Genomic DNA, 20862 nt, shown 5'->3' with positions numbered 1-20862 from the left:
GTCAGTTCTCGATCAATGTGTCGGGTGTTGCATGGGCGTGGAATGGGCAACGTGCAGGGTTCAGCGAGCCGTGCTCCTGCAACTGGTATTGCTTCCACTCGTAGTTGTCTTGTTGGCCGAAGAAGCCCAGGGAGTCGGGCATCACGCCATCGTTGTAGTGCCTTACCCGCTCGCGGATCTTGCCGCGAATGCGCTGGCCGCTTTCGGTGGCAGCGCTGGCCACTTCGTCGAAGCTTTCCCGTGGGTTGATCACAAACACGATGCTGTCGCCCAGGTTGCGGCTCTTCATCACGCGGTGGGCGGGAAAGTTCATGTTGATGAACAGCGGCATGCCGGCGAAGCAGAATGACCATTGGCTGTCATGCGGATCGCCCGGCACGTCCTGCGGCCAGGGCTGGGGGTCGCGCGCGTGCACGCCCTGCAGGACTTTCCACGCCAGTGCCTGCTGTTGCTCAAGGCTGCCGCCAGGGGCAGTCTCGAGAAACACCAGCAGCGGGGTGCCGATGCGCTGCTTGAGCGGGATCGGCTCGATGGTGCGGACATAATCGGCCAGGCCCTGCGCCATGTCGTCGGCCATGTGCTCGGCGCGGGCGAAGACGATGTGGCAGGTCTTGGCGGCGACCGCCTTGCGCCCGAACAGGCAGGGAAAGTCGGGGTTGGCGAGAATGTCGCGAAAATGTTGGATAGTTTTATACGTCCAGTGATTGGCATTCTGGACATGTTCATTGGCCAGCTCTAGCGCATCCAAGCGATAGCAGTTTCCATAACCCGTAAACATGGTTTCCCCAGGAGTTCTAATAATCGTTTCCGCCGTTAGTTAGGCGGTTTCGCTCTATGTATTTGTTGTTTTCAAGCATTTTCTGAGAACGACTTGCAGTTGTAAAATGCCTGGAACTATGACCTACTATTAGTCTCACTCATGATTGGGAAGGCGATCGATGTCGGAACGGATTCAGGCACTGCACGCGCTGCGCGCCTTCGAAGTGGCCTCGCGCTATGGCTCGTTCACCCGCGCGGCAGAAGAGCTGGCGCTGACCCAAGGCGCAGTGAGCCATCACATCAAGACCCTCGAGTCGCTGTTTGGCTGCGATTTGTTCGAGCGACGCGGCCCCAAGCTGCGCCTGACCGAGCACGGCCGGCTGTTGGCCCAGGAGCTCAAGGTCGGCTTCAAGATCATCGAGAACGCTTGCGCGCTATTGCGTCAGGACCGCTATGGCCTGCGCCTCAAAGCGCCGTCGACCTTGACCGTGCGCTGGCTGCTGCGGGCGCTGGATGCGTTCAAGAAGGTCGAGAACAGTTGCAGCGTGCAACTGTCGAGCGTGTGGATGGACATCGACAGCGTCGATTTCTATTCCGAGCCCTACGACTGCGCCATCCTTCTGGCCAACGGACGCTTTGCGGCCGACGTCGAGAGCTTCAAGCTGTTTGATGAATGGCTGATCCCGGTCTGCCATCCCGACTACCTGCAGGACGATGCCCCCGCTCTGTCGGCGCTCAAGCAGTGCGAGTTTCTCCATCCCTCGACCGACCGGCGCGACTGGCGGCGCTGGCTGGCGCGGATGGACGCGCTGGACATCAGCATCGACCAGGGCCAGGTGTTCGACACGCTCGATCAAGGTATCTCGGCGGCCCAGCAGGGGCTGGGGATTTCCGTGGTCGACCTGGTGCTGGCCAGTGCCGATATCGGCGCCGGGCGCTTGGTCACGCCGTTCAAGCACGCCGTGGCCACAGGTGATGGCTATTACATGACCTGGCTCAAAGCCAGCCCCAAGGCCCGGCAGATGCAGCGCCTGCGCGATTTTCTCCTGGCCCAGGTGCCGCCGCTGGCGTCCAAGGAAATCAACTACCTGTATGGCTAGGCCTGCCGTTCCTGGAACACCCGCTGCAGCATGAAGTCGATGAACACCCGCAACTTTGGCGGCATCTGCCGGCCTGAGGGCCACAGCAGGTAGAAGCTGCCGCGCCGCTCCATGAAGTCGTCGAGCACGCTCACCAGGCTGCCGCTGGCCACTTCCTTGCGCACGTTGAAATCTGGCAGGCAGGTAATGCCGCGGTGGTTGAGGGCGAAGCAGATGCGCGTCTCGACATGGTTGCAGACCATCGAGATGGGGATGTCGTAAGCCTGCTCGGGATGCTCGCGGCGCAGCGGCCAGCTCTCCAGCTTGCCGTTGCTGGGGAAACGGTAGTGCAGGCAGGTATGGCCGCTCAGGTCGCGTGGATGCTCCGGCACGCCGCGTTCGCGCAGGTACTGCGGCGAGGCTACGAGGCGATGCTGGAAGTGGCCGAGGAACTTGGCATTGAGCCGCGAATCCACCGGCTGGCCGCCGCGCATGACCACGTCGAAGCCTTCGCCGATGATATCGACCATGCGGTCGCTGAAGTCCAGGTCCAGTTCGATCTGTGGGTACAACGCCATGAAGTCGGCAAGGGCTGGCATCACTAAGCCGGTCACCTGAGGCAGGCTGACTCGCAGCCGCCCACTCGGTGTTTCGCTGGCCTGCGACAGCGCCTGCTCAGTGGCTTCGATCTCCGCCAGGATGCGCCGACTGCGCTCCAGGAACAGCGTCCCCTCGGCGGTCAGGGTGATGCTGCGTGTGCTGCGGTGGAACAAGCGTACCCCCAGGCGCGCCTCCAGCCTCGCCACCCGCTTGCCCACCGCCGAGGCACTGATGCCCAGCGATTGCCCGGCAGCGACGAAACTGCGGGTTTCGGCAACCCGGTTGAAGACCACAAAGCCGCTGAGGCTGTCCATGTGCTGCTCTCGATTGCGGACATCAACGTCCGAGGTGAGCGGAATTCTACCCATCTTTTTCCGTAATCCACACCGACGCAAGATGCCTGCCTCTTGATCAGCAACATGAGGCGTTCTCGCCATGCACCAAACTTCTCAAGCGGCCATCGCGACAGCGGCCGATACTCCCTCCTCAGCGCAACGCTTGCCGCTCAGTGGCCTGCTCGCGCTGGCCATGACCGGCTTTATCGCCATTCTCAGCGAGACCCTGCCGGCCGGGCTGCTCGGCCAGATTGCCGGTGGTATGCAGATCAGCCAGGCGATGGCCGGGCAGTGGGTGACTGCCTATGCCTTGGGTTCGCTGCTGACCGCGATCCCCTTGGTGACCCTGACCCAGGGCTGGTGGCGCCGGCGCACGCTGCTGCTGGCGATTGCTGGGTTCATTGTGTTCAACGGTTTGACGGCGATCTCCGAATCCAATGGCCTGACCCTGGTGGCGCGCTTTCTTACGGGTGCCGCTGCGGGTTTGGCGTGGGGGCTGATCGCCGGGCATGCCCGGCGCATGGTGCCGGTGGCGCGCCAGGGCAAGGCGATGGCAGTGGCCATGGTCGGCGCGCCGATTGCGCTATCGCTGGGGGTGCCGGTTGGCACCTGGCTGGGTGAGTGGTTGGGCTGGCGCGCCACTTTTGTGCTGGTTACCCTGGCTTCGGTAGTGTTGGCGCTGTGGGTATTGCGGGCGGTGCCGGATTTTCCTGGGCAGGCGCCAGGGCAGCGCGCCGGGGCCTGGCAGGTGTTGCGCACACCGGGGGTGGCAGTCGTTTTGCTGGTCATTCTGGCGTGGGTTCTGGGCCATAACATCCTCTACACCTACATCGTGCCGCTGCTGGCGGCGGCAGGCATGGCGGCGGACACTGGCCTGGTGCTGCTGACCTTTGGCCTGGCGGCGTTGCTGGGCATCGTGGTGGTTGGCCTGTGGGTCGATCGCCACTTGCGATTGCTGGTGTTGTTGAGCTTGGCAGGTTTTGCCGTGGCAACCCTGTTGCTTGGCCAGGAGGCGCCGACGCCTGGGGTGGTGTATCTGAGCGTGGCACTCTGGGGCCTGACCTATGGCGGCGCGCCGACCCTATTGCAGACAGCCTGCGCAGATGCAGCAGGCGAGGGCGGTGATGTCGCCCAGTCGATGTTGGTGACCGTATGGAATACTGCGATTGCCCTGGGTGGGGTGGCCGGTGGCTTGTTGCTTAGCGGTAGCGGGGTCGGCGCGTTCGGCAGTGTGGTGCTGGTGATGATCGCGCTGGCCGGGATTCTCGCCTGGTCGGGTCGCCGCGCCGGGTTCGTCGCGGGCGGGCGCTGAAGCGAACGGCTGGCGATAAGGCCGACAACGGCGCAACAAGGTAGAATCGGCGCCTATCAATGTGTGGAGTTCAACGCGGTGGAGTTGCAGCAGGGTTTCGTCCTCACCCGGCACTGGCATGACACGCCCGAGGGCACCTGCGTGGAGTTCTGGTTGGCCACTGACCAAGGCCCGCGCCAGCTACGCCTGGCGGTTCAGGAATCAGTGGCGTTCATCCCAGAGATCCACGCCGCACATGCTCGGGCCCTGCTCAAGGATGAGCAGGGCGTTGAGCTCAAGCCACTGCGTCTACGTGACTTCGAGCAGCGTCCGGTACTTGGCCTGTATTGTCGCCAGCATCGTCAGTTGATGCAGTTGGAACAGCGTCTGCGTGGCGCCGGGGTCGAGGTCTACGAGGCCGACATCCGCCCGCCGGAGCGCTACCTGATGGAGCGCTTCATCACCGCGCCGGTGCTGTTCGATGGCAAGCCCGATGCCCATGGCGTGCTCTGCGACGCCCAACTCAAGCCGCACCCCGACTACCGCCCGCCGCTGCGCCTGGTGTCTCTGGATATCGAAACCACTGAGCGCGGCGAGCTGTACAGCATCGCCCTGCAAGGGTGCGGCCAGCGTCAGGTGTACATGCTCGGCCCGGCCAATGGCGATGCCAGCGGCTTGGACTTCGATCTGCATTACTGCGACGACCGCGCGCAGCTGCTGCGTTGCCTGAACCAGTGGATGGCCGATCACGACCCCGATGCAATCATTGGTTGGAACCTGGTGCAGTTCGACCTGCGCCTGCTGCATGAGCACGCCGCCCGGCTGCACCTGCCGTTGGCCTTGGGACGCAATGGTGCGCCAATGACTTTGCGCGCCCATTCAGGCCGCAACCATGTGTTCGCCGACGCACCAGGCCGGTTGTTGATCGACGGTATCGAAGCGCTGCGCTCGGCGACCTGGAGCTTTGCTTCGTTCAGCCTGGAAAACGTTGCCCAGACCCTGCTTGGCGAGGGCAAGGCGATCGATACGCCCTACCAGCGCATGGACGAGATCAACCGCATGTTCGCCGAGGACAAACCGGCCCTGGCCCGTTACAACCTCAAGGACTGCGAGTTGGTCACGCGTATCTTTGCCCACACCCGGTTGCTCGAATTCTTGCTTGAACGCTCCACTGTCACCGGTTTGCCGGTGGACCGCAGCGGCGGCTCGGTGGCCGCGTTCTGCCATTTGTACATTCCCCACATGCACCGGTTGGGCTACGTCGCGCCGAATCTGGGCAGTCGACCTGATGAAGCCAGCCCGGGCGGCTTCGTCATGGACTCGCGCCCTGGTCTGTACGATTCGGTACTGGTGCTGGATTACAAAAGCCTCTACCCATCGATCATTCGTACCTTCCTGATCGATCCTGTGGGTTTGGTCGAAGGCTTGCGTCAGCCCGACGATGAACACTCGGTAGAGGGCTTTCGCGGGGGGCGTTTTTCGCGCACTCGCCACTGCCTGCCGGCTATCGTCGAGCGGGTGTGGCAGGGCCGCGAGGCGGCCAAGCGCGCCGACAATGCGCCGCTGTCACAGGCGCTGAAGATCATCATGAATGCCTTCTATGGCGTGCTCGGCTCCAGCGGCTGTCGTTTCTTCGATCCGCGCCTGGCCTCGTCGATCACCATGCGCGGCCACCAGATCATGCGCCAGACCCGCGCGCTGATCGAAGCCGAAGGCTTCGATGTGATCTATGGCGATACCGACTCCACCTTCGTCTGGCTAAAAAGCGCCCACGATGAACAGGCTGCGGCGGGCATTGGCCGCGCGCTGGTGGCCAAGGTCAATCAGTGGTGGCGCGAGCATCTACGCCAGAGCATGGGCCTGGAGTGTGCGTTGGAGTTGCAGTTCGAAACCCATTATCGGCGCTTTTTGATGCCGACCATTCGTGGCGCTGAAGAGGGCAGCAAAAAGCGCTACGCCGGCCTGGTGCAGCGTGCCGACGGCCCGCAGCAGATGGTCTACAAGGGACTGGAATCGGTGCGCACCGACTGGTCGCCGCTGGCGCGGCAATTTCAGCAGGAACTCTATGAGCGGATTTTCCGTGGCCAGCCCTATCGCGATTATGTGCGTGAGTATGTGCGTGCCACCCTGGGTGGCGAGCAGGATCAGCTACTGATCTACCGCAAGCGCCTGCGCAGGCCGCTGGCTGATTACCAGCGCAACGTGCCTCCACATGTGCGCGCCGCGCGCCTGGCCGATGAATTCAATCTGCGTCTGGGCCGGCCACGGCAATACCAGAATGGCGGTTGGATCAGCTACATCATCACCACGGCAGGGCCTGAGCCGTTGGAGAACCTGCAATCGCCGATTGATTACGATCACTACCTCAGCCGCCAGCTACAACCGGTTGCCGACGCCATTCTGCCGTTTGTCGACGATGACTTTGCCGCGCTGACTGATCGGCAATTGCTGTTGTTCTGAGCGCCTGTGGTAGATATCTAGCCCTTTTCCTGTGCAGCGATCCTTAGGCTGGTCGGTTTGAACTCACAGGAGGCCCTGCCATGGGCAACGGCCAGGTAATGCAGGCAAACACCGACATCCTCAGCACAGCCGCGGACGATACGCGGCTTCAGACCCTGCGTAACGAAGCGGCAGCCCTCCAGGACAGCATCATCGGTGAGCGCCTACCTGATTGGTTACGCAAAGTTCCGGTCGACCAGATGAGCGTACTGGGCGATGCGCTGAGCAAGAGCCTGGAGCATCGTCAGCAGTTGGCTCGAATACTTGCGCAAGTACAAGGCATCGACAGTTTCGTTGCCTCGGCCCTGCAGGATGAACTGGATAAGCGTTACGCGCCGGGGTACAACGTGCGTCGTTTGAAGTTCCTGCAAGGCCGGCGCGAGCCGGTAATCAACGCGCAGCCGGTGGGCAGCCACCTCACCCAAGTGGAGTACGATGAAAAGCCCTTGCTTGAAGTCGCCTTGCGCAACTTTACGCCTGAGCAAGCGAAGACAGACGGCCAGTTTCGGGGTAATCGCCTGCTCATCAATCGCCAGGGGCTGCGGCCGCCACCGACGGCTATCGAGTTTGCTGCGTTGTGCCGTGAGCTCGATCTGGGCGAGCGCTATCAGCACTATCTGGACGGTATTCTGCGCCCTGGCGATAACCCAAAGAGCGTGGAATCACTGTTGGTCAGTTCCTGCCGCTATGCCATGGCGGTAGATGCCTATCAGGCACGTTTCACGGGCATCTTGAGTGATAGTGAGTTGCGCATGCTGCTGGGAATGTCGCTTGAAGGTAGGCTGGGACGCCTGGCTGGCGATCTGGTAGTGCCCAAACAGTTGCGTTTGATGGGCTGCATGCTTGAGCAAATTGTCGTGCTGGATGTTATCGACCAGGGTCCACTTGTGAACAGTACTCGCGAGGTTTTGTTGTACATCCCAGGTGATCCACATGGCGCATGGAGCAAGTTCTCGAGCCTGACGCGGATGACCAGAGAAATGGGGCGGCGCTTACGGGAAAATTCATACCAGCGCTTCTTCACTCGCTTTGTTCGCCAGCGCGACAGTCAGGCGTTCTTCTCGGCCATTATTCCTGGCTACAAAGATTTGCCTGTGTGGGCGAATATTGATCTGAAAGAGCACCTTCACCCTTACCCAAGCCCTTTGTTCAACAGTTTGGCCCGCGCTCGCATCGCCCAGATCAAGGATGACGCTGCGGTCATTGCCACGCCTATCGCCCAGCTCGATCGCCAGATTCAGCGTGCGCATGACCAGCGCCTGGCTGCCGAAGGCTGGGCGCTGATCAACGTCGCAGGATTGTTCGTCCCAGCCATCGGCGCGGCCCTGTTGGCAGTGACCGCCTGGGAACTGTTGACAGAGGTTTACCATGGCATCGAAGCATGGCGCGATGCCGATATCAGCGAAGCGCTTGAGCATCTGCACAATGTCGCTGTGAATCTTGCGACGATCGGCGCCGTTGCGGCGGGTGCCACAGCGATAAGGCGAGTTTGGAATCGCTCGATGCTGGTCGATAGCCTGCTTGCGGCACGACTGGAAGACGGCCGTACGAAGTTGTGGCAGCAGAATTTGGCGCCGTTTCGCAGTCCCCCAGCTGCCACTGGCGCGACGATTGATGCACAGGGGATTCAGCGATTGGATGGCCAGGCATGGATCGAGATGGATGGCCATGCCTACCCAGTGATCCAGCGCGAGGCGAGTCAATCCTGGCAATTGCGTCCGGTTGCTGGGCACGGCCCAGAACTACAGGATAATGGAGCTGGTGCATGGCGCCTTTGGAGCGAGCAGCCGGCTGAGTGGGATGACAGGTATCAACTGTTCCGGCGTCTGGGTGGCAGTTTTGCTGACGCGGATAACGACGAGATCGATCAGATCCTGAATTTCCACGGTCTTGACGCCGATCATCTGCGGGCCATGCATGTCAGTGAGGCGCCGGCGCTGGCGGGATTGCTCGACAGCGTAATGCGTTGTCGCCTGGATGCGCGCATTCGGCGCCTGATCAGTCGCTTGCGCTCAGGCGCAGCGGTTGAGGACGTCACCGTTCTTCAGCATGCGCAAAGACTGGCCGGGGCTGCCGGGCTTTCTGACCAGGCGCTTGCCGAGTTGGCGTGGTCCGAGCGTCGGCAGTTGTTCCAAGGGCTTTACGATGCGATGCAAGTCAGTGAAAGTCCAAGCAGCGCCACGTTGCGGCGCAGCTTTCCCAGCCTGCACCGACGCGCTGCGCGAGAGCTGCTACAGGCAGCGAGTGCCAATGATCGACGACGTCTGCTCGAAAGCGGGCGGATACCTTTGCGCTTGGCGGAGGCTGCGCGATGGACTTCTCTGGTTATCCGCACGGCTCGCGCCTACGAGGCGTTTTACCTGGCTACCCCACAGACTGCCGACCTGGCCAGGGTCGCCGTCGGCATGCTCAAGCATCTTCCTGGAGCGGCACAGGGGGTGCGCTGGCGCTTGTTTGAAGGCGATGTACAGGGGCCGCTTCTGCTGGCGACAGAGGAGGGGGTACAAGCGTTCGATCTGGTGCATGTGAACGGTCGGTTCCAACGGCTGAAGGCTCAAGGGATGGCCGTGGGTCCGACGGGCGAATTGTTCGACGTGATGGCGGGAGCCTATACGGCGCAGCAATGGGCCGACATGGGAATTAGCGAGCCGTTCGCGCACAACCTGCGGGTGCTGCTGGCACGCCAGGCAGTGCGGCGGCGTGATGAAGTCGCGCAGTTGTTTTCCCGCGTCGAGCGCAGTGGCGCAGTACGCCCACTGCTGCGCTTGGCGGATGGGCGCCTGGGCTATTTGCTGGGTGGTTGCTCGCCCAGCGGATTGTGTGGTCGCGAGCGATCATTACCCGCGATGTTGCGAGAGCTGTTTCCTACGTTCAGCGACGATCAAGTCATCGCCTGGGTCGAGAATATTCATCAGTCGGGACGCCGGCCAGAGATCGTTCTGGCGACGCTGCGCGAAGAGCTGGCAGCGCTCAACAGCTGCCTGGAGAATTGGGTAATGGAGGGTGAGGTCGAGCTGGCAGCAGAGCGTGCTTTCGTACGTCGTACATTGCTCGATGGCTGGCGACGCAGGACGGCTGCGCCCTACGATATCACCCAGCCTGACACCAACTTTCACATGATGCTGTATGGGGCAAAGCCGCAAAGTCTGCCTGAGCTGCCAGCACGCGTGAGCTTTGGCCATATTACCAACCTCGCGCTGCTGCACATGGATCTTGAAGAAGTTCCTGTGAGTTTCCTGTTGGCCTTTGGCCGGCTGCGGGTGCTGGATTTGGGTGATAACCAGTTGACCCGATTGCCGCAACACCTGTTGCAGATGCAGCACTTGCGCTCGCTGATATTGACCAACAACCAGATCGTGCTGGACCGAGCCCAGGCGACCATTCTGGCCAGTTGTGAAGAACTCGAGTACATCGACCTGTCCCATAACCCATTGGGGCGGCCCTTTACGCTGGCTGGAATGAACCGGTTGCGGTGGCTGAACCTGCGCGCAACGCGCATCACCCAGCTGCCTGCGGCAGTAACCGATCGACCAATGCTGTATTACGCGGACCTGCGCGACAATCACATCAGCCGCCTGCCGGAACAGTTCTATCAAGCGCCACTGGTGGTAAGGCGAAGAATACGTTTGGGCGGTAATCCATTAGATACTGCCGAGCTCACGCGTTTGCAGATGGCGTTGATGGAGCCACTGGCGGCAGTCGACGCATCAGCTGCTGACGAGCAGTCGACCAATGCTCGGGAGTTGTGGGGCGATGCCGTGGGGCAGGGTTATCGCGGCTCGATGGTCAGTCGCTGGGACGCTATTGAACAGAGGCCACACTCGGAGCGGTTTTTCCGGGTGTTGCGCCAGCTGCTCCATTCGGCGGACTTTCAACGACATCCTCAAACGGTGGCGCTGCGGGTGTTGACATTATTGCAGTTAATGACTGAGAACCAGACCCTGGGTGATGAGCTACTCAGCGTAGCCAACGATGAATGGGGTTGTCAGGATGGCGCTACCTGGTGTCTGAGTAATCTGGAATTGAAGGTGTTGGTGTGGAATGCCCAACACAACGCACAAGGCGATCCTGAAAGCGCTCTACTTGGCCTTGGAAAGCGGCTATGGCGCTTGGATGAGGTTGACCGCATAGCAATGCAGGACATTGTCGCGCGAGGTGGCAATCCGGATCAGAGCGAAATCGGGCTTGCCTATCGGCTTGGCCTGCGTGAGCGCCTGAACTTGCCACTGGAAATCGGCGACATGAGTTTTCGACCGGTTGCGGGTGTTGATGAGGCACGCCTGGAGCAAGCCCATGCGCAGGTTCTGCAAGCTGAAACACAAGAGCGACTGGCACGTTCGCTGGTGGAGCGCGACTTCTGGCAAGCTCATTTGGAGCGCACTTATGCCGACGATTTTAGTCGTGTAGATGGGCCTTTTCATGAGCGGCTAGAAACTGTTTTCGATGACCAAGCCCTGTCTGAGCAGGAACAGAAACTGCAATCGGAAGCGATCAGGGATGAGCAACGGGCCGCTCGGCGAGGGCTGATGCTTGAGCTAACCCTGCGCACCCTTGAGGTGGGGCCGAGCGATCCGCCGATTCACGTACGTTGAGTCCTCCACGGGTGGAAGCGGTATGTGGCCCCGCCTGCGGCGGCTTTGAACTATGCTCAGTCTGGGTGTCGGCATTTTCCGGAGATGTCGCCATCCTGATCTGGAGGTGCCCTGGAAACCGTCAGTAACCTTTCCTCTAACCACTTGCTCTGCCAGGTGGTTTAGTCTCCAGAGCGGATTTTTCTCCACGATCTGTAGTCATTGGTTTATCGAGATATTAAGGAGATGCACATGCTCGTCCGGTCACTGTCCCTCGCCACCTTGCTCGCCGTTACTGGCCCATTGTTCGCCGCCGACAGCGATGCACCTCTGGCCAAAGAGTTGGGCAAGGCACGGCCTTTAGTGATCATTGCCCCAAGCTCTGCAGACCCAACATTGCGTGGTTTGAATGAAGCCCTGAAAGACCCTGCTACCCAGGCCGCCTTCAAGGAGCGTGGACTGATCCTGTACAGCGTTGCCAACATGATGGGCATGCGCGAGGACAAGAACCTCGAGCAACAGACCACCATGGCCTTGATCCGAGAGCTCAAGTTAGGCGCCAGCAAGGGCACCAAAGTCATCCTGGTGGGCAAGGACGGTGAGCGGCATGTGCTTAAAGATGACGACAGTGGCGAGAAGATTGATCCGCAAGTGATCATCAAGGCAGTGGACGAACTACCGGCCACCGAGAACGCCGTGACGGCGTCAGAACCTGTAGCCGCTGCGGTTCCCGAGCCGAAGGCCAAGAGCAATGGCAAACCGACCAAGCCAGCTAAGCCTGCGGCACCTCCCAAGCCTCTGGAGGACTGACTCGCACAGTCGTTGAAAACGTCAGCCTGGCGTACCAAGTCATTGCAACCTTCGGTACGATGGGTAATCAATTTAGTGCTTTGAGGATTACTGTGGAATTTCTTGCCGAATACGCAAGCTTTCTCGCCAAGACCGCAACCCTGGTGATCGCCATTTTAGTGGTGCTGTCGGCCATTGCTGGCCTGCGGGGCAAGGGGCGGCGCAAGCCTGGTGGGCAGTTGCAGGTCACCCGCCTGAACGATTTTTACAAGCAGTTGCGCGAGCGTCTTGAGTCAGGCCTGTTCGACAAGGCTGAGCTCAAAGCCTTGCGCAAACAGCAAGCCAAGGTGGATAAAAAGCTCAAGAAGACCAAGGCTGAGGAAAAGAATCGAGTCTTCGTGCTCGACTTCGATGGGGATATCAAGGCTTCGGCCACTGAAAGTCTGCGCAATGAAATCACCGCTTTGCTCACCCTCGCCACCCCGCGTGATGAAGTGGTGCTGCGCCTGGAGAGTGGTGGGGGGCTGGTGCACAGTTACGGCCTGGCTGCCTCGCAACTGGCGCGCATCCGCCAGGCAGGCATCCCACTGACCATTTGCATAGACAAGGTCGCTGCCAGTGGCGGCTACATGATGGCCTGCATCGGTGAGAAGATCATCAGTGCACCGTTTGCCGTGCTTGGCTCGATTGGCGTCGTGGCGCAACTGCCCAACGTCAACCGCTTGCTGAAAAAGCACGACATCGACTTTGAAGTGCTCACCGCTGGCGAATACAAACGTACCTTGACCGTTTTCGGCGAAAATACCGAGAAGGGCAAGGAGAAATTTCAGGAGGACCTGGACGTCACTCATCAGCTGTTCAAGGACTTCGTCGGACGCTATCGTCCGCAGTTGCACATTGATGAGGTGGCTACCGGTGAGGTCTGGCTGGGTGTCGCGGCACTGAACCGCAAGCTGGTTGATGAGCTGCGCACCAGCGACGAATACCTGAGCGATCGCGCTCGCGAAGCGAATCTGTTCCACCTGCATTTCGCTGAGCGCAAGAGCCTGCAGGAGCGTATTGGCATGGCGGCTAGCGGAACTGTCGAGAACACTCTGGTAGGGCTGTGGAGCAAACTCGCTCGCTTGCGCTAAGACATTGAACCTCTTGAAGATTTTTTCTGTCCAGGGGGTTGCAAGGAGCGTTGAATGCAGACATAATGGCCTCCATCGAAACACAGGTAGCTTGAAAAAGCGCTTATGTTTCAAGGAGATAGCTTAGCGAAAGTAGCTAGATCCGAACTTTGAGGCCGAGTAGCAAAGTGGTTATGCTCCGGATTGCAAATCCGTCTACGCCGGTTCGATTCCGACCTCGGCCTCCACATTCGAAAGCCCCGCAGATTAACGTCTGCGGGGTTTTTATTTATGGGTCAAAAAAGCCATGAGTCCCAAGGTACCAGGGTGGCTCCAAACCTTTAGCCTTCGTCGTTTGATGATGAGGTCGGCTCGGCGATAAGCGCGCGTAAGTGATGTCTTTGTTGGAAAGCTGTGGGCGTCTTGCTGATGTGACGATATCTTGCCTGGATCTGCGGATATATTGCGCAGATCAGGCTTTATTCGTCATTTAAACCTGACCACGCCGGTCTAGGTGTATAGTGGCGGGCGAGTCCTCTCCTTGGGCGGCTCACCAGCGAGGTGTCAGCATGTACCATTCCACGACCCAGCAGGCTCAACTGCGCTTGAATGAGCAAGTTGAACAGTTCCTCACCAAAGGCGGCACGATCAAGGAAATACCCAGAGGCGTTAGCGGATTCAATCCTGCGGCGCCCAAGGTGCACTGGACCAAAGCTCAAGCTGGCAAGCCCTGAGCACCGCGGCACAATCAGAGATTAGACACCTGCGGTTCGACAACTACAGTAGAGGCTTCGGCTGTCGATGCTGCCGACGCGCTAGAGAGCGGGAAGATCGTCACCGCATAGCGGCCAAGATCGTTCTCCTGGCGCTGAAAGTTGATCGCAACGTTCTCTCCTTTCCAGCTCATGACCTCGGTCAGATAAGACGCGCCCGAACTCATCTTGATCCAGTGACTCTGCTGAAGACCGGGTTCGCCGAAGCGATTGGTGAGCATTTCGGTGACGAGATAGAGGCTGTTGGCGTTGCCGCTGAAAACCAGCTCATGCACCTTGCCGTCGGTGACGCTGGCGATCAGGCTGTAGCCGGGCGAGATAGGTAGGTAGGGCAGCCCACGAACTTCGAATTGGTTCGCTTGTGCGGTAGGGACACGGCACAGGGTGATGGGCCGGACGCTATCGGAAGGGCACTCTTCAACTTGTTCAAGGAAGTTGCCCTGCAGGTCGATGCCGAGAAAGTCCGTAGGTTCCTGGGGCCAGGGGGTAACGGATTCAGCAGCGGCCAATGCCGCCCACGCAGGAAGCGCGACGCACAGGCTCATCCTGGCGGCCAGGGAGAGAAGCGGCCTCATAAGGTCCTTCCTTAGATAGAAAGTGGGAATAGGCCAGCAGAATACTGCCCTGAGAATGAGTTTCAATAATGCCAGTATGACATCATCTTGCCGTCTACCTCAACCTCAAGGTCGGCTTTGGTGTCGGCTTGGCCTAGCCCTAGACCGGGTAACCAGGCGTGTTTAGCGGGGTGTGGGGAAAAGGCGGCAGAAAAAGAAAACCCGCCGACAGAGGGCGGGTTCAAAGAACGTACGAAGCACTTAGAGGGTGCCTACGCACATGTCAGAAATTCGTGAAGATCATGTCACCAGACTGTTGAGGGCTTGCAGTTGAGAAAGTGTGCGCCAACTCAACGTCAGCCAGTAGCGTTGCAGTAAGTGCTGGCACCTGGTGGTGCACCCATAAAAAAGCCCGCCAGGAGGCGGGCAAGGACGTTTTGAAGGGAGAGGTTGCAGTGTGATGTCGGGCAGTTAAGTCAGCGTTAACGGGCCGGCGATTGACCGCGGCCGTTGAACGGCCTATACAGGCGTGCTTATTTCAGGAGCCCGGTATGCACGACGACGAAGACCTTCCAGAGCCTGAGCATGATCATCTGCTCGACCACGAGTTTCTGTACCAGGACCTGGATCCCGAGGCCGATGCCCAGGGACTGGAAGATGACATCGAGGAAGACGAAGATCTCCTCGATGACTTCGATGAGCAGGATCATCCCGCCTGGCATGACGACATCGACGACGAGTAAGTCTGCGCTGAACAGCCCTTACGCAGTCTTCAGCGACGATCCAGCGAGAATCGCCCTGCGCCCGTGACTGCCAGCAAAAGTAGACCGCCAACGATACTCAGGTTCTTGAAGAACTGGGTCATGTTGGCGCTACGCTGCGGGTCAACCATGTTCCAGTAGGGATGGCCGATAAGTGCTGTGCCGAGCACGAACAGAGCAAATAGAAACGCCAATGGCCGAGTGTAGAAGCCCAGGATCAACACGATGGCGACGAAGAACTCCATGATCACCGCAATTGCCGCCGCCAGCGTCGGCGCCGGGGCGCCCAGTGAGCCTAAATAGCCAACCGTGCCTTCGAAGCCGGTGAGTTTGCTCCAGCCAGACATGACGAACAGGATCATCAGCAGGATACGCGCAAGCAGGATTATCGCATCGCGTTGACCGTCGAACAGGGAGTAGCGCATGGCGGCATTCCAATGGACCGAGACATGTTTCACTCTAGCAGGCGCGCAAAGGTTTTGTGCCAGGCATGAAAAAGGCGCCTCATGGGCGCCTTTTCAAAGAAGATTGGTGCGAGTGGCGGGACTCGAACCCGCAAGGCTCACGCCGACAGATTTTAAGTCTGCTGTGTATACCAATTCCACCACACTCGCACGTTTGAAAGGGTCGCAAGGACCGGACACTTCGTAGTGAAGGGCCACGCAATCAAGCGCGCTTTATAACCCATCGTTATAGGCGAGTCAACTCAGCGGCTGATATGGCCTGACCGAACCTCAGCACTCACTGGGCAGTAGGCCACAATTGCTAAAGGTGTAATTGACACATTGCCAGCATTAGGCCACTGTTCGAAACTTTGGATCCAATGAGCTAAATGTCATGTCTGCGGACCTCTCGTCTGTACCATCATCGCGTGTCGTACGGCCTAGGCTGTTTTGGCGCATAGTGTTTGCTCAGGTCTTCGTTCTAGCGGCTTTCCTTTACTTCAGCCTGTTGTGCCTGGGCGGCTATCTGCTGATGATCGGCTTTGATGCACAGCACACCGTTGAGCAGAGGGGGCTGGCCATCGCGGCTGGCGGCGGCGTTGTGTTGGCATGCCTGTGGCTGCTTAAGGTATCGATGCCACGCAGACTCAGCCCGGTTTTGGTCGAGCGTGAGACCTGAAGAGTTTCGCTTGATGGCCTGAGGGCGAGTAGACTCTGAACTACGCTCAACTTGTCTTTCCCTGCGGTGCCCGTGGAGCTTGCATGGTTTCAATCGACCGCCTGGACCAGCCTGAAGTGCCCACCAACCGCTATGAACAGCTGGTTCAGTCGGTAGTGGACTACGCCATCTATATGCTCGACCCTGCCGGTACCGTGGTGTCGTGGAACGCCGGCGCTGAGCGCATCAAGGGCTACCGCGCCGATGAAATCATCGGCCAACATTTCTCGGTTTTTTTTACCCACCGAGATTGTGTCGAAGGGCGCCCTGGGCAATTGCTGCGCCAGGCACTGGAGCAGGGCGTTGCCCAGGATGAGGGCTGGCGAGTACGCAAGGACGGCACGCAGTTCTGGGCCTTGGCGGCCCTGGATGTGATTCGTGACGAGCAGGGCCAGATTGTCGGCTTGGCCAAAGTTACCCGTGACATCACCGATCGGCGCGAGTCGGCACTGCAACTGGATGCCATGCGTGCCCAACTATTCCAGGCGCAGAAGCTCGAAGCCTTAGGGCAGTTGACCGGCGGCTTGGCGCATGACTTCAACAATCTGCTGACCATCATCCTCAGTTCTGCGCGCCTGGCTGCAAATAGCCAGGATCCTGAGCGCGTGCGGCGCCTGCTCGAGCATATTCTTGACGCTGGCCAGCGCGGAACCCAGCTCACCCAGCGCTTGCTCAGCTTTGCTCGTCATCAGCAGTTGAACGTCACGCGTATCGCGCCAGCCGAGCTGATCGATTCGACCCGTGGCCTGTTGGAGCACGCGCTGCCCAGTGAGATAGTACTTGAGCAACATCTGCAACCGGATGTACCGATGATCCAAGCCGATGCCGGGCAGTTGCAGATGGTCCTGCTCAACCTGTTATTCAATGCCCGTGACGCCATCGACGGTGAGGGGAGTATTCGGCTTGAGGTGAACGCTGTTGAGTTGTCAGGCGAAGTTGAGGGGCTGCACGGCAGCTTTGTGTGTTTCGATGTGCAGGACACCGGTCAAGGTATCGAGGCGAAGGTGCTGCCACGCATCTTCGAGCCGTTTTTTACCACCAAGGCCTTCGGCAAAGGCACTGGGCTTGGTTTGAGCCAAGTCTATGGTTTTGCCAAGCAAAGCAATGGTGCGATCTGTGTAACCAGCGAAGTGGGGATTGGCACGCGCATGAGACTGTACTTGCCCGTTGCCCAGATCGGCCCATAGCACGACATCCAATTAGGTGGACACCATGGTAGAAGCACTCAAGCGCCTGACCACCGGCATAGACGGGCTAGATGCGCTGCTCAAGGGCGGCTTGGTGGTAGGCGCCTCCTACATCGTCCAGGGGCCACCTGGCGCAGGCAAGACGATCTTGGCCAACCAGTTGGCCTGGGGGCATGTGCGTGAGGGCGGCAGAGTGCTGGTGGCCACCTTGCTTAGCGAGTCTCACGAGCGCTTGTTTCAATACCTTTCGACACTGGAGTTCTTCGATCAGGCCCTGGTCGGCGATCAGATCCAGTTCGTCAGTGCCTTCGATACCCTGGAGCAGGAGGGGCTGGAGGCGGTGGTCAAGCTTTTGCGTCAGGAAATCGCCCGGCAGCAGGCGACCTTGCTCATCGTCGATGGGTTGCTCAACGCCCGGGTGCGCGCTGAAACGACCCTGGATACCAAGAAATTCGTTGCTGAACTGCAGGGCCATGCCGCCTTCGCCGGTTGTACGGTGTTGCTGTTGACCAGTGCCCGCCTACAGGAAGGCAGCCCCGAGCACACGATGGTCGATGGGGTGGTTGAGCTCAGCGAGCAGTTGGTTGGAAGCCGCGCAATACGCCATATCCAACTGCGCAAGACCCGCGGCAGTGGTGCTCTGGCAGGGTTGCATGAGTGCCTGATCGACGAGGCTGGGCTCAAGGTGTTTCCACGTCTGGAGTCGCTGTACAGCCATCCTAGCCAACCAGGCACCGCGACCCTGAACCAGGTCACCACCGGTGCGCCTACGCTGGACGAGATGCTCGGTGGTGGTGTGGCCACAGGCTCAACCAGTCTGGTGATGGGGCCCTCGGGGATTGGCAAGACATCGCTGGGGCTGGCCTTTCTCGGCGCTGCCACCGCGCAGGCGCCTGGTTTGCATTTTGGCTTCTATGAAACCCCAGCGCGTTTGCGCCTGAAGGCCGCCGCGTTGGGTTATGACTTTGCCACTCTGGAACGCTCGGGCGCTGTGCAGCTGTGTTGGCAACCGACCACCGAAGGTTTACTCGATCAGCTGGGCGCGCGGTTGCTCGCTCAAGTTAAGGCGTTGGGCGCCAAGCGAGTGGTCATCGATAGTCTGGGGGCGTTCAGTCGGCTGGCTGCGGACTCCACGCGACTCAATGGTTTTTTCCGTGCGCTGATCGGCGAGCTGCGCGCTCAGGACGTCAGCGTGCTGATGACCTGGGAGATGCGTGACCTGTTCGGCGCCGAGATCAGTGCACCCGCGCCGGATCTGTCGAGCATTGTCGACAACCTGTTGCTGACTCGCTTCGTCGAGCTGGATGCGCAGTTGCGCCGCATGCTGTCAATTCTCAAAGTGCGCGACAGTCACCACGACCCTGCGCTTCATGAGCTGTGCCTGGGGCCTCCTGAGGGTGTCACTCTGCGCAAAGCGTTCGAGGGTGCCTCGGGAGTGCTCTCCGGTAGCGCTGTGCCGCAGGAGGGTGGGTGATGGGATGAGGCGATGAATACCATCCTGATCGTCGATGACGAGTACCTGATAGTCGAAATCCTTGCCTATGCATTGGAGGATGAGGGCTTTGCGGTTGAAAAAGCGGGCGATGGCACCAAGGCACTGGAAGCCTTGAAGGAGAAGCGGGTAGACCTGGTCATTACTGACTTCATGATGCCGAAGAAAAACGGCGAAGAGCTTGCCAGGGCAATCCGTGACGAGCTGGAGCTTGCAGACCTGCCGGTGATTCTCATGAGTGGCGCGCAAGCCAGTCAGGCGAGCCCTGAGCTGTTCGTTGCGGTGTTTGAAAAGCCATTCAATCCGATAGAGCTGATCGCCAAAGTGCGGGAACTGCTGGGCAGCTGAAAGCCAGGCAAAATCCCGCATCGGCGGGCCGATCGGTCAAGCGCATCCGTGCGGCTTCAAGCGATGCAGATCAGTGCTATTCGTCGTTATGTTTTTCCGGCGCCGGGTTGCCAGCCTGGATACGTTTGAAAATCTCTTCACGATGAACCTGAACATCCTTCGGTGCATCGATGCCGATCCTCACTTGCATCCCTTTAACGCCCAGAATGGTGACTTTGATGTCATCGTTGATGACGATGCTTTCGCCAACCTTGCGGGTGAGTATCAGCATGTAGTTCTCCTTGGTAATGATGAAAACCGCGCGGCTATTTACCGCTGCGGCGGGAGCTTGTCCCTCTTCCTTCTCATTAAAGACGCTTTCGGCGGACAGGAATTCCCCCGCTGACAAAATCTGTTGCTTGTCTCTAGTTGCAGGTGCCGATTTAACCCATTAAGGCGCCATCGGCGAAGGTGCTCGGTGGCAAGAATAGGGGGCTTACGCTCATATTGGAAATTTCTCTGCTTGATGGTGAGGATAGGGTGAGTCAATCGAGGGTTTGCAGGTCCTGCAGAAACCGCAGCAAGGCGACTTCTTCAGGCTCCAGGCCCTTGCGCGTGCGGGTTTTGGGCAATGCGGCGAGTCGGCCCAGGTGGAAGTGCTCCAGCACCGCTGGGTGAATGTAGCAACGCCGGCACACCGCAGGGGTGTTGCCCAAGCGGCTGGCAACCTGGCGAACGATTGCGCTGACCTGGCGCTTGGCTTCGCTGTCCGGCTCCCAGGCCAGGGGGCGCAGCAGGCTCAGGGCCAAGCTGCTGCCGGCCCAGGTGCGGTAGTCCTTGGCCGTGAAGTCGGCACCGGTCAGCTGTTGCAGGAACAGGTTGATTTCACTGGAACCGACGCTGTGACGTTGGCCATTTTCATCCAGGTATTGAAACAGCGACTGCCCTGGTAGCTCCATGCAACGCTTGATCAACCCGGCTAGACGACGGTCGCGCAGCGTCACGTTGTGCTCCACGCCGCGCTTGCCGCGAAACTGAAAACGAATCGTGCTGCCCTCGACCTTGACGTGCCGCGCGCGCAGGGTGGTCAGACCATAGGACTTGTTATCGCGCAGGTATTGGCGGTTGCCGATGCGAATCAGCGTGGTGTCGAGCAGGCTGACAACCAGCGCCATGACCTTTTCCCGGTCCAGGCCTGGCCGGCGCAGGTGGCTGTCCAGTTGCTGGCGCAGCGCGGGTAATACTTGGGCGAACGCCAGCATTCGGCCATATTTGTGCTGGTCACGCAGCTCGCGCCACTGGCTGTGGTAGCGGTACTGCTTGCGCCCGCGTGCATCACGCCCTGTCGCCTGCAAATGGCCCTGTGGGTCGGCGCAAATCCAGACGTCGGTATAGGCGGGTGGGATTACCAGCGCAGCGATGCGCGCCAGGGTCTGGTTATCTCGCACGCGATTGCCGTCGGCGTCCAGATAAATGAAGCGGTCGCGCCAGCGGCGCCGGCTCAATCCGGGCTGGCTGTCGTCGACATAATGCAGGGTGCGGGGCAGGGGGCAATCGAGCATGAGGCGCCAT

The 20862-nt window shown here is 59.7% G+C and carries 18 protein-coding genes and 2 tRNA genes; 13 read left to right on the top strand and 7 right to left on the bottom strand.

From position 1 onward, the window contains the following. Position 1: 1 nt before the first annotated feature. Positions 2-778 carry a YqcI/YcgG family protein gene (locus tag ACF8K2_RS01885; protein WP_186556747.1) on the bottom strand — a complete coding sequence of 259 codons (777 nt, stop codon included), beginning with the start codon at positions 776-778 and terminating at the stop codon, positions 2-4. Between the two features lie 160 nt (positions 779-938). Here ACF8K2_RS01885 and ACF8K2_RS01880 point away from each other — a divergent pair, with 160 nt between their 5' ends. Further along, a complete protein-coding gene (locus ACF8K2_RS01880; RefSeq protein ID WP_264235919.1) occupies positions 939-1859 on the top strand; it encodes a LysR substrate-binding domain-containing protein in 921 nt (306 codons plus the stop codon). Here the strand turns inward: ACF8K2_RS01880 and ACF8K2_RS01875 are convergent. Next, positions 1856-2752: a LysR family transcriptional regulator gene (locus ACF8K2_RS01875; RefSeq protein ID WP_392463255.1), complete on the bottom strand. Its 897-nt coding sequence runs from the start codon at positions 2750-2752 to the stop codon at positions 1856-1858. The two genes, ACF8K2_RS01880 and ACF8K2_RS01875, sit on opposite strands and share 4 nt — an antisense overlap. 121 nt (positions 2753-2873) lie before the next feature. Here ACF8K2_RS01875 and ACF8K2_RS01870 point away from each other — a divergent pair, with 121 nt between their 5' ends. The 7 genes from ACF8K2_RS01870 (at position 2874) to ACF8K2_RS01840 (ending at position 13769) form a co-directional block, all read left to right on the top strand. Then, positions 2874-4085, top strand: coding sequence for an MFS transporter (locus tag ACF8K2_RS01870; RefSeq protein WP_392463254.1), 1212 nt, complete (start codon positions 2874-2876; stop codon positions 4083-4085). A 78-nt stretch (positions 4086-4163) separates the two neighbouring features. Then, entirely contained in the window at positions 4164-6524 is a 2361-nt protein-coding gene (locus tag ACF8K2_RS01865) for a DNA polymerase II (RefSeq protein WP_392463253.1), read from the top strand. 80 nt (positions 6525-6604) lie between these two features. After that, positions 6605-11155 carry an NEL-type E3 ubiquitin ligase domain-containing protein gene (locus ACF8K2_RS01860; protein ID WP_392463252.1) on the top strand — a complete coding sequence of 1517 codons (4551 nt, stop codon included), beginning with the start codon at positions 6605-6607 and terminating at the stop codon, positions 11153-11155. A 231-nt stretch (positions 11156-11386) separates the two neighbouring features. Further along, on the top strand, positions 11387-11944 hold the full coding sequence (locus tag ACF8K2_RS01855; protein WP_392463251.1) for a DUF4174 domain-containing protein: 558 nt from the start codon (positions 11387-11389) through the stop codon (positions 11942-11944). A gap of 92 nt (positions 11945-12036) precedes the next feature. Continuing rightward, a complete protein-coding gene (sohB, locus tag ACF8K2_RS01850; protein WP_392463250.1) occupies positions 12037-13056 on the top strand; it encodes a protease SohB in 1020 nt (339 codons plus the stop codon). 153 nt (positions 13057-13209) lie between these two features. Further along, positions 13210-13283 (top strand) — tRNA-Cys (locus ACF8K2_RS01845). A 321-nt stretch (positions 13284-13604) separates the two neighbouring features. Continuing rightward, the gene (locus ACF8K2_RS01840; protein ID WP_392463248.1) at positions 13605-13769 is read left to right on the top strand and encodes a hypothetical protein; all 165 of its coding nucleotides are present in this window, start codon (positions 13605-13607) and stop codon (positions 13767-13769) included. 14 nt (positions 13770-13783) lie between these two features. On the opposite strand, the gene ACF8K2_RS01835 is transcribed toward ACF8K2_RS01840, so the two are convergent. Next, on the bottom strand, positions 13784-14383 hold the full coding sequence (locus ACF8K2_RS01835; RefSeq protein WP_392463246.1) for a hypothetical protein: 600 nt from the start codon (positions 14381-14383) through the stop codon (positions 13784-13786). A 530-nt stretch (positions 14384-14913) separates the two neighbouring features. Here ACF8K2_RS01835 and ACF8K2_RS01830 point away from each other — a divergent pair. Further along, positions 14914-15105, top strand: a complete 192-nt coding sequence (locus tag ACF8K2_RS01830) for a hypothetical protein (RefSeq protein WP_392463245.1) — start codon at positions 14914-14916, stop codon at positions 15103-15105. 29 nt (positions 15106-15134) lie between these two features. Here ACF8K2_RS01830 and ACF8K2_RS01825 read toward each other — a convergent pair whose 3' ends face one another. Both ACF8K2_RS01825 and ACF8K2_RS01820 read right to left on the bottom strand, forming a co-directional pair. Continuing rightward, positions 15135-15548 (bottom strand): DoxX family protein, encoded by a 414-nt coding sequence (locus tag ACF8K2_RS01825; RefSeq protein ID WP_392463244.1) that lies wholly within the window; start codon positions 15546-15548, stop codon positions 15135-15137. A 104-nt stretch (positions 15549-15652) separates the two neighbouring features. Further along, positions 15653-15737 (bottom strand) — tRNA-Leu (locus tag ACF8K2_RS01820). Between the two features lie 223 nt (positions 15738-15960). Here ACF8K2_RS01820 and ACF8K2_RS01815 point away from each other — a divergent pair. The 4 genes from ACF8K2_RS01815 (at position 15961) to ACF8K2_RS01800 (ending at position 19311) form a co-directional block, all read left to right on the top strand. Next, complete coding sequence (locus tag ACF8K2_RS01815; protein WP_392463243.1) at positions 15961-16245, top strand: hypothetical protein; 285 nt, start codon at positions 15961-15963, stop codon at positions 16243-16245. An 83-nt stretch (positions 16246-16328) separates the two neighbouring features. Then, positions 16329-17471, top strand: a complete 1143-nt coding sequence (locus tag ACF8K2_RS01810) for a nitrogen regulation protein NR(II) (RefSeq protein WP_392463242.1) — start codon at positions 16329-16331, stop codon at positions 17469-17471. Between the two features lie 25 nt (positions 17472-17496). Beyond that, positions 17497-18945: an ATPase domain-containing protein gene (locus tag ACF8K2_RS01805; protein WP_392463240.1), complete on the top strand. Its 1449-nt coding sequence runs from the start codon at positions 17497-17499 to the stop codon at positions 18943-18945. Positions 18946-18957: 12 nt separating this feature from the next. Further along, entirely contained in the window at positions 18958-19311 is a 354-nt protein-coding gene (locus ACF8K2_RS01800) for a response regulator (protein ID WP_392463239.1), read from the top strand. A 76-nt stretch (positions 19312-19387) separates the two neighbouring features. Here ACF8K2_RS01800 and csrA read toward each other — a convergent pair whose 3' ends face one another. Together csrA and ACF8K2_RS01790 are read right to left on the bottom strand one after the other, a co-directional pair. Then, positions 19388-19582: a carbon storage regulator CsrA gene (gene csrA / locus ACF8K2_RS01795; RefSeq protein WP_186556731.1), complete on the bottom strand. Its 195-nt coding sequence runs from the start codon at positions 19580-19582 to the stop codon at positions 19388-19390. 253 nt (positions 19583-19835) lie between these two features. Next, positions 19836-20852 carry a DNA topoisomerase IB gene (locus ACF8K2_RS01790; RefSeq protein WP_392463237.1) on the bottom strand — a complete coding sequence of 339 codons (1017 nt, stop codon included), beginning with the start codon at positions 20850-20852 and terminating at the stop codon, positions 19836-19838. Between the last annotated feature and the right edge of the window lie 10 nt (positions 20853-20862).

This window comes from Pseudomonas sp. xss_2 (assembly GCF_043104195.1).
In the GTDB taxonomy this organism is placed as follows: Bacteria; Pseudomonadota; Gammaproteobacteria; order Pseudomonadales; family Pseudomonadaceae; genus Aquipseudomonas; species Aquipseudomonas urmiensis.
The sequence above is the reverse complement of the archived record's forward strand: the minus strand, read 5'-3'. Positions and strand labels throughout refer to the sequence as shown.